Raw genomic sequence first — 13178 nt, 5'->3', positions numbered from 1 at the left:
CTAGATATCAGCTCAAGAAACCATGAGACGCTTTGTTGTGCTGAGCCATGTATCAAAAAGATCACTCGCACTTTTTATAAATTCACACAGCTACAGCTAGGCCATTCCACATGTGAAGCATACTCTTTGATGGACTTATTAAGGACAGATAAGAGAATCCATCATGTTAAAAATCAAATATTTGGCGACAGTACTGGGCTGCACATTAGCAGCGCAAAGTCATGCGTCTTTGAACATTCAACCTGATCCGCAAAACCCGAATGGTTACCTTGTTGAAAAGTCGGCTCTACAAGCTGCTGAACAAGCGAAAACATCCGATCCTATGTATGCGATCTGGTCACAGGCCCTTCAAACTCGCCCGAATACAATCGTTGAAGCGATTGAACCCGGTTCCCCCTCGAATCCTGAAAACATAAAGCGTGTAGAGCGCGTGTTCCCTCAATCTGAATGGGACTTCCTCACTCAGATGGCAGCGCCAGAATACACCTACACTCGCTTCTTACGTGCGATCGGTAAATTCCCAGCGTTCTGTGGAGAGTACACCGATGGCCGTGACTCCGACGCCATCTGTAAAAAATCCATCATTACAGCCTTTGCTCATTTCTCACAAGAGACGGGTGGGCACATCGCGATAGGCAACACCTCTGATAATCCATTAGCTCTAGAAGAGTGGCAGCAAGCGCTGGTGCATGTTCGCGAAATGGGTTGGTCTGAAGGCCAAGAAGGTTACACCACAGGTTGTGGTCAGAATGATTGGCAGAATGCCCGTTGGCCATGTGCTGCGGGGCAGGGTTACTTCGGACGTGGTGCTAAACAGCTTTCTTACCATTTTAATTACGGCGCGTTCTCTGAAGTGATGTTCGATGGCGATGCGACGGTGCTTCTCAACAATCCGGGCTTAGTGGCGGATTCTTGGTTGAACTTAGCGTCTGCTATCTGGTTCTTTTTAACACCACAAGCGCCTAAACCGGCAATGCTGCATGTAATTGACCGAACATGGACACCATCTCAACGTGAATTGGATGCGGGTATTGGCTATGGCTTTGGTACCACAATCAACGTGATCAATGGTGGTATTGAATGTGGCGAGCAGAACAAAGACAAAGGCCAACCCGTTAACCGTATTCGTTACTGGGAAGGGTTAGCCGCGCACTATGAAATTCCTGTAGAAGCCGATGAAGCCAATACATGTTGGCAGCAAACGCCTTACGGAAGCTTGAATCTCAACGGAGCAACGGATGTGTTGTACACCAACTGGGATGGTAACTGGAAATACTACGCAGACCGCCCAGAAGGGTATTCATTTGAGTGTGAGCTAGTGGGCTTTCAAACTGCTTATTCCGCACTGGTGGCTGGCGATTACGAGAAGTGTGTGACCAACTTTTATGGTTCTCATGCGAGTTGGCCTGAAGTGAAAGTTGTCGATAAGCTGGATCCGGTAGATCCTGGTACTGATCCGGGTGGTAATGGTTGGAGTGCGACCAAGGTTTACAACGCGGGTGACCAAGTGACTCACAACGGTGCAACCTATGAAGCGAAATGGTGGACACAAGGGGATGACCCTACCAATGGCGGCCCTTGGAAATTGATTGCTGGAGAGCCAACACCACCGGTAGTGACAGATCCATCGCCTGTTGATCCTGCTCCGGTAGACCCAACACCAGTTGAACCGCCAGTTACCGAGTCACCTGTCGTTGTTGACCCATCTGTGTTTATCACGTGGCAAGCGGGCGTTAGCCAAGTGAGTAATGGCGATAAAGTGACGCATAACGGCAAGTGCTTCGTGGCTAAAAACGGCCCGGGCGTATGGGAAAGCCCAGTTCAATCGAATTGGTTCTGGGATGAAATTAGTTGTAATTGATCGTCTGAATACTGAAAAGCGGTCTAACCGACGAGTTCAGTAGTACGACCATAATGATATAAATAATCAAAAGCCGAAAGTGTCTACTTTCGGCTTTTTTTCGTTTCGAACTTGGCTATCTAAGGAGGGCTATTGGTCTATTTGGCTATGTTGAAGCGCATTTAAAGACTAATTATCCAGTTAGAGGATAAAGTTCTGTACAAACGATGGGTGTGAATTTATATTCAAATTTAAATTATATTTATTCTTTTTTATTTTAGGGTTAAGGTGTACCTATGGAACAGACAGATATCACGTCACTCATCCCCATTGTGATTACTTTGGTGTTGTCGTTGGCGACAAGGAATGTGGTGATTGGCCTTTTTGCTGGCGTGCTGAGTGGTGTTGCGATGCTGACTGGCATGTTTAGCGAACTTAACCCGCTTGATACGTTTGGTACCATGGTGAAAGGTTACCTAGTCCCTCAACTTACCGACAGCTATAACGCTGGTGTGATCATGCTGTTGGTATTCATCGGTGGCTTTGTCGCATTGATGGAAAAGTCCGGTGGTGGCGTCGCGTTTGCAAAGCGAGTGACTCAGTGGGTAAGCAATAAATGCCAAGCTCAATTGTCAGCATGGTTGGGTGGAATCGTTATATTTTTCTCTGACTTAGGTACTCCGTTGATTGTTGGTCCTGTCTTTCGCCCTCTTTTCGATAAACTGAAACTTTCTAGACAGAAGTTGGCATTCATCATCGACTCTACATCATCACCCGTCGCGATCCTTATCCCTTTTATCGGGTGGGGCGTGTATATCATGAGCCTGATTCAAAAAGAGTTTACGGCGTTGAATGTCAATATGTCTGATTGGGATGCGTTCATCGGTGCGATTCCTTTTCAGTTCTACGCATTCCTCGCGATTTTCATCGTTCCGCTCGTGTCCGTTAAAGGTTTAGATTTTGGGCCAATGGCAAAAGCTGAGCGTGATTGCCAGGCGGGAATTAACTCTGGCGTGAATAACGAATCACTAAATCCGTTCTCGCATAAAAATGCAAAGGCATCTTTTGTCTGGGCACCATTGTTAGTGATGCTGGTGGTGTTGTGTGCCATGCTGGTACCACAAGGTTTCCCGTTCCAAAAGGTCGCAGGTTCATCATTTAGAGCGGCGTTATCATCGGCTTATTTCTTTGCGGCGATTACATTAATTTCGTTAATGGCTTACTACGGTGTAAGAAAGTTGTCTGATGGTGTTTCTGTGTACTTAAAAGGCATGGGAAACATGATGCCAGTCGCGATCATCTTGGTATTGGCTTGGGCATTAAGCACCGTTGGTAAAGAGTTGGGTGCGGCAGCTTATATTGCTGAGCAAGCACAGAGCGGCTTTCCATATTGGTTAGTACCTGCGGTCGCGTTTTTATTATCGGCTATCATTTCATTCGCAACGGGATCGTCGTGGGGAACCTTCGCGATAATGATGCCATTGGTTATTCCAACCGCGATTGTGATAGATGCTCCGCTTCTCGTCGCAATTGGCGCTGTGTTGTCTGGTGGCTTGTTTGGTGACCATTGCTCACCGATTTCTGAAACCACGATTCTTTCTTCAACCGGGGCTGGGTGTGATCAGTTTGAACACTTTAAGACGCAGCTTCCTTACGCATTGATGAACGGCTCTATTGCTCTGATTAGTTTTGTAGTCGCAGGCTTTACGGGAAGTGCATTGGTTGTGTTAGGCGCTCTTGTTGCTCAGTTGATTGTCGTGACGTTGTTAGCCAAGCGCGATGCGAGTAAAAACGCTTCTTCAGACGTTCAATCTCAAGTGTCTGAGTCTAAAGCTCAACAAGCATAATTTAAGATAACGGGTGAGTGAGTAGATACGGGATGCGAGTAAACGAGTAACGAAAAGCTCGCTCTCTTGTTCTTCATTTCACTTACTTGCATCTAAGCAAACTTCCGTCATTCCCTACAGTGAGGAACGAACGTGATAGGGAATCTCTTTAGTGCGCCAAACGTGCTTATATCGAAGAGGAGATTCCAGATATCTCGTCCCTCGATTCTAGAGTGACGTAGCACCAGGCTTTGTCTCATTGCCTCAACACTTACCTCACTCGTCATTCCTTACAGTGAGGAACGAACGTGATAGGGAATCTGTTTATTGATAGTTTCGGTGAATTGAATAGGTTCATTATGAAACCTATTTTCCATAAGATCATTTGTACAATCTTAGTTTTCGATAACTGGATTACCTAGTTGTACGGTTTATAGATTAAAATTTTCTGATAGTTTTTATCGCTTTTTTTTAATCAACCACTTTAATAAGGTAAATTCGTAATGTCGACCAAACTAGCTAACCCAGCGCCACTAGGCTTAATGGGTTTCGGTATGACCACCATTCTTCTTAATATCCACAACGCAGGTTTCTTCCCAATCGATTCTATGATTCTTGCAATGGGTATTTTTTACGGTGGTTTGAGCCAAGTTATCGTGGGCACTATGTGTTTCAAACGTGGTGACACGTTCGGTACAACTGCGTTTACTTCTTACGGCCTATTCTGGTTGTCTTTGGTTGGTTTGATTGTAATGCCTTACATGGGCCTTCCAGCAAGCCCTGCTGCATTCATGGGTTGGTACCTATTACTATGGGGTATCTTCACAGGCTTCATGTTCATCGGTTCTCTATGTTACCCAGTTGCGAAGCAAGTAGTATTCGGTTCACTAACTATTTTGTTCTTCTTGCTAGCCGCTCGTGATTTCACTGGCAGCGAACTAATCGGCACTATCGCTGGTTTTGAAGGTATCTTCTGTGGCGCTTCAGCTATCTACTTTGCAATGGCACAAGTAATCAACAACGAATACGGCCGCACAGTACTGCCTATCGGTGAGAAGAAAGCGCCTCAAATGGCAACACAAGAAATCGCTGCTTAATACTCTAACTCGGGAACAGTTAGTTTGTTATAAGCCATTTATTGGTTATGAATAAAACAAAAGGGGTTAGCCGAAATAGCTAACCCCTTTTTTATGCGTTATTAATAGCACTATTTGTTAAAGCGATCTATTTGCTAAGGAAAGCTTAAGCTGAAGGTTGCTCTACAGGTTTAGTGTCTGCAGCTTCTGCTTCTGGAGACTTGCCTGTTTTACGCTTGTACTTCTCTTCCCAGTAAGTTGCACCTTTAATGCCTAGTTTTACAGGGTTGAATGTGTACTCAGTTACGCCTTGTTTCTGCTGTTCTTCGTAGTCAGCTAGAGCTTTAAGCGCAGGCTTAGACATGAAGAAGATGATCAGAATACCAACGATGTTTAACCATGCCATCAAGCCAACACCAACATCACCCATTGCCCATGCAAGGTTCGCTGTTTTAACTGTGCCATAGAAAACGGCAGTGATAAGAACAAGCTTAAGTACGAACATCATGCCAGGGATCTTGATGGTACGACGTAGGTAAGCAATATTCGTTTCTGCGATGTAGTAGTAAGCAAGAATCGTTGTAAATGCGAAGAAGAACAGAGCAAATGCGATGAATGGCTTACCAATGCCTGGTAGTGCACTTTCAATAGCAAGCTGTGTAAATACAGGACCATTCGCACCGATGTTTGCTGCTAGGTTCTGAACAAGGAACACACCCTCAGCGCCGCCGTGAACGTTGTAAGCACCAGTGATGATGATCATGAACGCTGTAGCAGAACATACTAGAAGAGTATCGATGTAGATAGAGAAAGCTTGTACCAAACCTTGCTGAGCTGGGTGATCAACACTTGCAGCCGCAGCCGCGTGAGGACCTGTACCTTGACCCGCTTCGTTTGAGTAAACACCACGCTTAACACCCCAACCAATTGCAGCACCGAAGCCTGCCATAGGTGTGAATGCATCACCAACAATCATTGCGAAAACAGTTGGCACTTGGCTGATGTTTAGCAGAATGATAACGAACGCGATGATGATGTAAGCCAATGCCATGAAAGGAACAACGATCTGTGTGAAGTTCGCAATACGTTTAACACCACCAAAGATGATGAAAGCAAGGATGATAGCAACAACAGTACCGGTGAAAATTTTAGCGAAACTGAATGTACCGACAGCTGTTTCAATCATGTCACCTGAACCAAATGCAGCTTCTACAGCATTACCAATACTGTTTGACTGAACACCTGGAAGCAAAATACCACATGCAAAAATAGTCGCGATTGCGAAGATCCATGCGTACCACTTCTGACCCATTGCTTTTTCAATGTAGTAAGCCGGACCACCACGGAACTGGCCTTCGTCTTCTTCTTTGTAGATTTGCGCTAGCGTAGATTCTGCATAAGCAGTCGCGGCGCCAAAGAAGGCTACAACCCACATCCAGAATACTGCACCTGGGCCACCGAAACCGATAGCGGCAGCAACACCAGCAATGTTACCTGTACCTACACGGCCAGATAGCGAAACGGCTAGAGCTTGGAAAGACGAGATGCCTTTTGATGAGCTTTTACCCGATAGTAGCAAGCGCCACATTTCAAAGAAGTGACGGATTTGAACAAATCGAGTCATGATGGAGTAGAACAAACCTGCACCTAAACATAGGTAGATAAGTACTGGACTCCAGATTATTCCATTCAAAAAATCAACGAATGACTGCATGAGTATTTTCCCTGTTAGTTTTGCTTATGATTGTTTTTCGAACAACACAATACTTCACTTGTAACCCGAGTGTTAAATTATTTAACTGCCTATTAGGATTACTGTGACATAAAGCATGTTACAGGGGGTGTTTGTTAACGCTTAGTGCTAATTCGATAATCGTTTTATTTAACTTGATATGCAACTGGTTGTTTTTTTTGTTGTGTTTTGCAAAGTGAATAAATAGTGATTAATACAGAAAGGAGAATTTTAGGTACGCATAAGAAATGAAATCGCGCAAAACAGCGGTTAAAGCCGCTTAGCATAAACGGCTGATATAGGAATGGTGGAATAAGTAGCTTGGAATATATCACCTGCATCGGGTGAGCTAGCAGGTCTAAGAGACTATGGCTTTTGAAGGTTTGATAATTGAGGCTTTAATATCTACCTAGTAAAAGTGGCTAATTTGATGCCTGTTTCAAACAATCACGAACCCTCGTGTCTGTAATTCTTTAGCGAACTCAGACTGAGTGTTTGGATCTCCGTGAATCAAATGTACCTCTTTGGGTGGCACGGTTATTTCTTCTATAAATCGGTAGAGATCTTCTTTATCAGCATGGGCAGAATAGCCAGACATGCCATGAATTTGAGCGTTAACCTCAACGTCTTTGTTATCAATAAAAACCTGCATTTCGCCTTGTTGCAGCTCTCGTCCGAGCGTCCCGTGCGCTTGATAGCCAGCTAAAATCACATCGGTTCGTTTATCGGGAAGCAAGGCTGATAAGTAGTTCATTATCCTGCCGCCCTGACACATTCCAGAAGCTGCGACCACAATCGCGGGTTCACCTGTCGACTTGAGGCGATTCACGATTTTCTTGTGCATTCTATGTCCATCGACGGTAATGCACTGCTCAAAAGCGAGTGGGTGGCGTTCCAGTTCAAGACGCTGCTTTGCTTCTTGTCCCCACAACTCTTTAAAGCGTCGGTATGAACGTGTCACTTTCTGAGCCATCGGAGAATCGAGAATAATAGGAATATCGCTACTGAGTTGATGCTCAAAGATCAGGTGCTCGATATCAAACAGCAGTTCCTGAGTTCTGCCGATACTGAAGGCCGGAATTAGAATAACGCCACCGTCGAGCAGTGAACGATCAATTATTGCTTTGAGGCGCTCAGCTCGCGTAGCGATATCATCATGAGTACTGGTGCCATAAGTGGATTCGATAAACAGATAGTCGGCTTGTCGTGGTGGCTTAGGATCGGGCAGTAGTGGTGTGTTACTTGGGCCCAAATCGCCAGAGAAGACTACCACCTCTTGGTTGGGTAATTTAATCTCGATATAGGCAGAACCTAAGATGTGCCCCGCAGGTTGAAAGCGAGCATATAGAGTATTTGGCCTATCATGATCCTTTCCGTTGTTTTGCTGTTTAGACGTGATTGGAAACCATTCCCCGTAAGGCTTGGGAGCAATTAACGAATGAATCTTTTTGAGTATCAGCTTCGACTGTTTATTGCTGAGTCCTTGCAGCTTTAAGCCATCCTCAATCATTAAAGGGGCAAGTTCAGCGGTGGCTTGCGTGCAATAAATCGGTTGGTTAAACCCACTGGCGAGTAACCAAGGTAATCGGCCAATATGATCAATGTGAGTATGGGTCAGCAGCAGAGCGTTGAGGTGGGACGTTTCAAATTCAATATCAAGAGGGTGTGCGTCTTCCCCTTGAAGCTTTTTACCTTGAAGATCCAAACCTTGAAAAAGGCCACAATCGATGAGCACCGCTTGGCCTGAATCTCTTAGCTCGTGACAAGATCCTGTGACAGTATGTTTGCCACCATGGTGAATCACTTCCATCGTTTGCTCCCATTGCTCTATAAAGCCGTTAACGCCTGTTTTTATTTTGCGGATAAGCGCCAGCAAGTAAAACAAGAACAATGAGAGTTGCGATCGTTGAGTGTCTTTTTAAGTAACTGAGCGATGACTCAGTGGTTTCGTTGCGAGTTAGTTCGTAGAAGAACGATCTGAATCCAACTCTGTTTTTTGCTGCGCCTCTAAACGAGCCACTTCGGCATCAAGCTCTGCTATTTTCTCTGCCATGAGTGCGTGACAGCGATTGGCCAACTCTCTCGCATCGCTAAGCTTGTATCCGGATACATCGATAGGTTCCAACATCTCGGTGATCACAATGCCATTATTGGCACGATTAAAGTCGATCTTATTGTGCGTGGTGCTAGTACACATCGGGGTGATAGGCACACCAGCTTCAATTGCCATTCGGAAAGCGCCTGTTTTGAATGGCAGTAGTCCACGCCCTTTACTACGGGTTCCTTCCGGGTAAACCCAAACAGACAGATCTCTCTGATGAATCGCTTCCGCCACTTGCTTGATGGTATCGCGTGCTTTGGATTTGTCTTCGCGGTTAATCATGATGTTACCGGTGATCCAATACAGCAGGCCAAAGAAAGGCACGTACAACAAATCGCGTTTGCCCAATGAAACAGTGCGTGGTCTTAGCATTCCTGGATCGGTCACAAAATCCAATATGCTTTGGTGGTTAGAGATGTAGACGCTGTTTTCTGGTGTCGGGGCATTGTCTAGGCCGCGTTGCACCAGTTTTACACCGATGATCTTTTGGAGTTGGTTGAACCAACGACAGAAAACGTACACATGCTTGGGGTTCTTGGGGCTAAACAAGCAGTAAACAAAAGCACATAGAGTGGTGAAAATAATAAACACCGTAGCCAAAATAATACGAAGAACAGCAAGCACAATTCACTCCTTACTCACCGCAGATGGCAGTGATTAAATAGTTTTAGATGCTTGAAGTTTTCACTCTATTTAACCGAATTGCAACAATTAACTGTTATAGGGTTCTGTTTTTAGATCTTTATATAAAACAAGGACTAACAATGGGTGTTTGACACGATTATCGAGCTTACACGTGTTCACCAGTAGCGAGGCATGTTCACCAATACTGTTTATTTGGATCCAACTCTTCTACCCATTCAGGATCTTGACGCGACTCTAAATAGAGTTGTAGGCCGTTATAGGACATGAAAGCTGCAGGGCCGCCGAGGTGCTCGAAATAGTCAAAATACTCATCTTCGAGAGCACAAAGGTGGGCTAAATCTTTAACCTTGTTAGCCAGCGCCCACTGAATGGCAAATACAGGCGCTATTGAGCCTGAAATATTCACCTCTTCGACGTTTGGGTTAAACATTGAATTAGCTTGCTCAAGCAGTATCTCTTCTTGTTCAGACTCCTGTTGCAGCACCTCTTCGACGATCTCCGAGCGCTTGGTATTAGAGACATTCTTGTTCAGCTTGGTGATTCGCAGTGCGTAGCTAAACCTTTCTGATGAAACGATGTCGACAAGCTGCGACAACAGCTCTTTGTCTACGCCTGCTGCCTTGGTGAAATAGTCGATACATGAATTGATTGAGGCATAACGAGTACCGTCAAACTCAAAGCCACTGGTTTCGTCGTTGGCCTCAATGGCGATGTTATCAAGCGACAAAGGCCAACCTTGATAATCGACTCGTTGCTTGGCTATTTGATACATCTTCCAAGCGCTGCGCCCAAACCCACCGAGCGTCGAACCCGAGAAATCAGAATCAATAAGCTCTTGCTCCGTCCAGTTCTCACCGATGCCAAGGTGCTTAGCGTACTTGTCTATCAGAGTGTGTTTTATCTGATCGCGCACAGACCAAATTGAGGTCAGATTCTTTGAATAGTTAATTCTCGCACACTCATTACAAGCCGGCAGTGCGATCGGTGAATGGCCTATCTTGGCAACTGCCTGCGCTGTCTTAGGAAATTCAACAACGTTACTTGAAGGTTCACCACAAAACCAACAGGTGTGGCGCAGGTTGAATGGGGTATCTATGTGTGAGTATGTGTTAACTGTCAATTTTGAACCATTTCTGAGTTATCGAGATAAAGGTAGTGAGTATTTACCTATGGGGAATGTCTTGCTATACCACTATAGCAACCAGCGTTTTATATTCTTTGGATTCGCTAGGGTTAATTGGTACTTTTTTGGAGCTGAAGAGAGCTTCTTAGTATCTACGCAGACATCCAAACGTTTGAGCAAATACTTAATCAATGCTCGTCGACAGTCAATTGTAAATGGCGCATCATGCATCCCGTAGTCGACTTTCACTATTTGCTGTTGTGCGGGTGAAAGATGTGGATTTGGGATGATTTCGATTATCTCTTCTGTTGCCCAATCTTCATCGTCTTCGATGTTAATCTCCGATTGGTTGAGCAGCTCAGGCTCACCTCTAAATCGGCTCAATACAAAGTCTAAGAACATCTTTCTTTCTTCGCAATATGCTCTCACGTGCCAGCGAAATCCATCAAATACGATAGTGTGCGGAACAATATTTCTGCCTCGCCCTTCAGGGTTATCCATTGATACATACTCTATATCAACTCTGCGTCTTTCTCGTGCCGCTTGAAGAAGTCTACGAACGATTATAGGGGCTATCTGCCTGTCTGGGACTGAAAGGACAATAGAGTCTGCGAAACCCAGATCTTTTAAATTAAAGCCGTCTACATGGTCACTGTTGTATTTGTGCAGTAGCGACAAATACTCGTTAGGAGTGCCTTTTGTAAACTTTGGCGCAAAATGATCAGTAAGTCGGTAGCCTTTAATACTACGATCATGAACAAGTGGTGAAGTAGAAAAGTGCTCTTGATAAGCTTTGATGTCTCTAGAGGCTTGCTGTCGCTTAATGTTGAAAGAGTTACATAGGTGATTAGTCGTAACGCGACCCTCCCACAATGCAACAACTTCGATTAATTTGAAGCGCAGTAACTGATCCCACTTTATTGTCATAACAATTATCTAATGCCTGAAAATGATACATGTTGATGTGTACAGAATATACGTACATTTTTTATATGGGTATAGTACACACTCAACGGTTAAAATTGCGGAGTGTTACGTAACGCAATGTAAGCTAAATCATACTTTTCTAATACTAAACACAATATTTGTTTGTAAAGCGAGTAAGATAAACAATTTGCATATGGTGATGTTAACTCATCCACTCATTCCATTTTTTTATGGTTACAAGTACCGTTACTTTTCCGTGTTTGATACTATTTATCTCCACAAAAAAAGTCCGTTTAATCAAATTTTGAAGAGATTCCTTTGAACTTAGAAAAAGCCCTCAGCATACTTTCTAAATCATCGCCCTACGCGGTAAGTACAGAAAGAGAGCAAAATCAAGATCTTCTGGCTGATTATAAAAGCCATGTGTACATCACTACAGATATCGAAGTGGACTTTAAAAAGTCTCTGCTGTCCTCTAAGAAAAGTGACATCATATTTTTGTGTGGCAGTAGTGGTGATGGTAAATCTGAGATTCTGACTCAGTATAGCCAGAAGCATAAAGCGACACATGAATTCCATCTGGATGCGACACACAGCTTTAACCCAAATCAGACGGCAATCAATGCGTTGGATGAGCGATTCTCACAGTTCAAAGGAAATGATAAGCCACTTGTTGTTGGCATTAATATCGGAATGTTAGGCAACTATGCTGAGGAAGGTGCTGAACAACACGACGATATTAAAGCTTCGATAAAAGCGTTCTTGGAAAACAAAACGGACGATATTCCAGCGAACCACATTTTCTTAGATTTCGAGCAGTACCCGAAATTTACGCTTGGCCACGAAGTTAGCACATCCGACTTTGCTGCTAAGTTTCTCGCACGCTTAACGGAACCAACGTTGGACAACCCGTTTTACGCCCTGTATGACAGCGAAGTACAAAAGTTAGGCCACAGTAAACTCACGGCAAACTATGCGTTGTTAGGGTTAGAATCTGTACAAAAGAATATTATTTCTTTGTTGCTAAAGGCTCGTTTAATCAAAGACCAGTTCTTAACGGCTCGAGCGTTACTGGACTTTGTGTACCAGATCTTAGCGAGCGATGGATACTTGTTTGATAATTTGTATTCAGGCTCTGATAACGAGTTACTTGAACATATTCAAAGCTTTGACCCAAGCAATATTCACACTCGCAAAGTGGATGAGTTCGTTCTTCAGTTTGGTTTAGGGATCGAAGATAAAGGTTTCGCACAACTTAAAGATCAAGTGAAAGCGCTCGGTGTATTTGATGTGCTCACTGCTGCTTCATACTTGCGCATGGTTTATCTGTTGAAAGACGAAGAGCAATTTGCGAATAGTTATATCAATGAGCTGAAAGCAGACTTTGATAACTCTTTGGTTGAGCAATACGCAAACATCTGGCTACTTCATAGCGAGTTTTCTGGAAAGCAGAAAAAAGAACTGAATAAGTTTTATAAAGACACTCTCATTGCAGCTGTACATCGCTATTGTAACCGCAATTCGCCATCACTCGATAAAGACCAATTCTTTGTCTCTGAATACAATGGCTTCAAAACAGCAGCTGAACTTGAAGTGAAACCTGATTTTTCATCGATTAAAACACAAGCGGTGGGCAAGATAGGCTCATTTAACGCTCATATTCGAGTTGATGACCATTCACTTCTGCCAATGCCGATAAGTATTAACTTGTTGGATTTGTTGGAAAAAATCAACCAAGGGTACCGACCGAATAAGCATGACAAAAATGCGGTGCTTTTGTTGGATGAAGTAATAGAGCAGATCATCACGGTAGCGAACGAAAAGAATACTCTGTTTATTCTGAAAAACGACAAACGCTACAAGATCGTGAATGAAGATGATGAATATTTCGAAGTGAGTGGCTTATAA

At 44.0% G+C, this 13178-nt stretch carries 9 protein-coding genes; 4 read left to right on the top strand and 5 right to left on the bottom strand.

Features of this window, described 5'->3' with window-relative positions; all coding sequences use genetic code 11:
- Nucleotides 1-163 precede the first annotated feature (163 nt).
- From AB4482_RS07030 to AB4482_RS07020, 3 genes are all read left to right on the top strand, one after another.
- Nucleotides 164-1861: a glycoside hydrolase family 19 protein gene (locus AB4482_RS07030; protein WP_372180752.1), complete on the top strand. Its 1698-nt coding sequence runs from the start codon at nucleotides 164-166 to the stop codon at nucleotides 1859-1861.
- Nucleotides 1862-2136: 275 nt separating this feature from the next.
- A complete protein-coding gene (locus AB4482_RS07025) occupies nucleotides 2137-3687 on the top strand; it encodes a Na+/H+ antiporter NhaC family protein (protein ID WP_372180751.1) in 1551 nt (516 codons plus the stop codon).
- Between the two features lie 482 nt (nucleotides 3688-4169).
- Nucleotides 4170-4763, top strand: a complete 594-nt coding sequence (locus tag AB4482_RS07020) for an acetate uptake transporter (protein ID WP_010440610.1) — start codon at nucleotides 4170-4172, stop codon at nucleotides 4761-4763.
- Nucleotides 4764-4908: 145 nt separating this feature from the next.
- Here the strand turns inward: AB4482_RS07020 and AB4482_RS07015 are convergent, their stop codons facing one another.
- The 5 genes from AB4482_RS07015 to AB4482_RS06995 all read right to left on the bottom strand — a co-directional run bounded on the left by AB4482_RS07015 (nucleotide 4909) and on the right by AB4482_RS06995 (nucleotide 11270).
- Nucleotides 4909-6456, bottom strand: coding sequence for a sodium:alanine symporter family protein (locus AB4482_RS07015; RefSeq protein ID WP_017069529.1), 1548 nt, complete (start codon nucleotides 6454-6456; stop codon nucleotides 4909-4911).
- A gap of 457 nt (nucleotides 6457-6913) precedes the next feature.
- Nucleotides 6914-8284 (bottom strand): MBL fold metallo-hydrolase, encoded by a 1371-nt coding sequence (locus AB4482_RS07010; RefSeq protein ID WP_372180749.1) that lies wholly within the window; start codon nucleotides 8282-8284, stop codon nucleotides 6914-6916.
- A gap of 147 nt (nucleotides 8285-8431) precedes the next feature.
- Nucleotides 8432-9199, bottom strand: coding sequence for a 1-acylglycerol-3-phosphate O-acyltransferase (locus AB4482_RS07005; protein WP_065584647.1), 768 nt, complete (start codon nucleotides 9197-9199; stop codon nucleotides 8432-8434).
- 196 nt (nucleotides 9200-9395) lie between these two features.
- On the bottom strand, nucleotides 9396-10340 hold the full coding sequence (locus AB4482_RS07000; protein ID WP_372180748.1) for a hypothetical protein: 945 nt from the start codon (nucleotides 10338-10340) through the stop codon (nucleotides 9396-9398).
- A 72-nt stretch (nucleotides 10341-10412) separates the two neighbouring features.
- Nucleotides 10413-11270, bottom strand: coding sequence for a YafY family protein (locus AB4482_RS06995; RefSeq protein WP_102266013.1), 858 nt, complete (start codon nucleotides 11268-11270; stop codon nucleotides 10413-10415).
- A 318-nt stretch (nucleotides 11271-11588) separates the two neighbouring features.
- Here AB4482_RS06995 and dptF point away from each other — a divergent pair, with 318 nt between their 5' ends.
- Nucleotides 11589-13178, top strand: a complete 1590-nt coding sequence (dptF, locus tag AB4482_RS06990; RefSeq protein WP_372154798.1) for a DNA phosphorothioation-dependent restriction protein DptF — start codon at nucleotides 11589-11591, stop codon at nucleotides 13176-13178.

The sequence above is a fragment of the Vibrio sp. 10N.222.55.C7 genome, from assembly GCF_041473335.1.
Taxonomy (GTDB): Bacteria; Pseudomonadota; Gammaproteobacteria; order Enterobacterales; family Vibrionaceae; genus Vibrio; species Vibrio crassostreae_C.
This window is presented reverse-complemented; position numbering and strand designations above follow the sequence as displayed.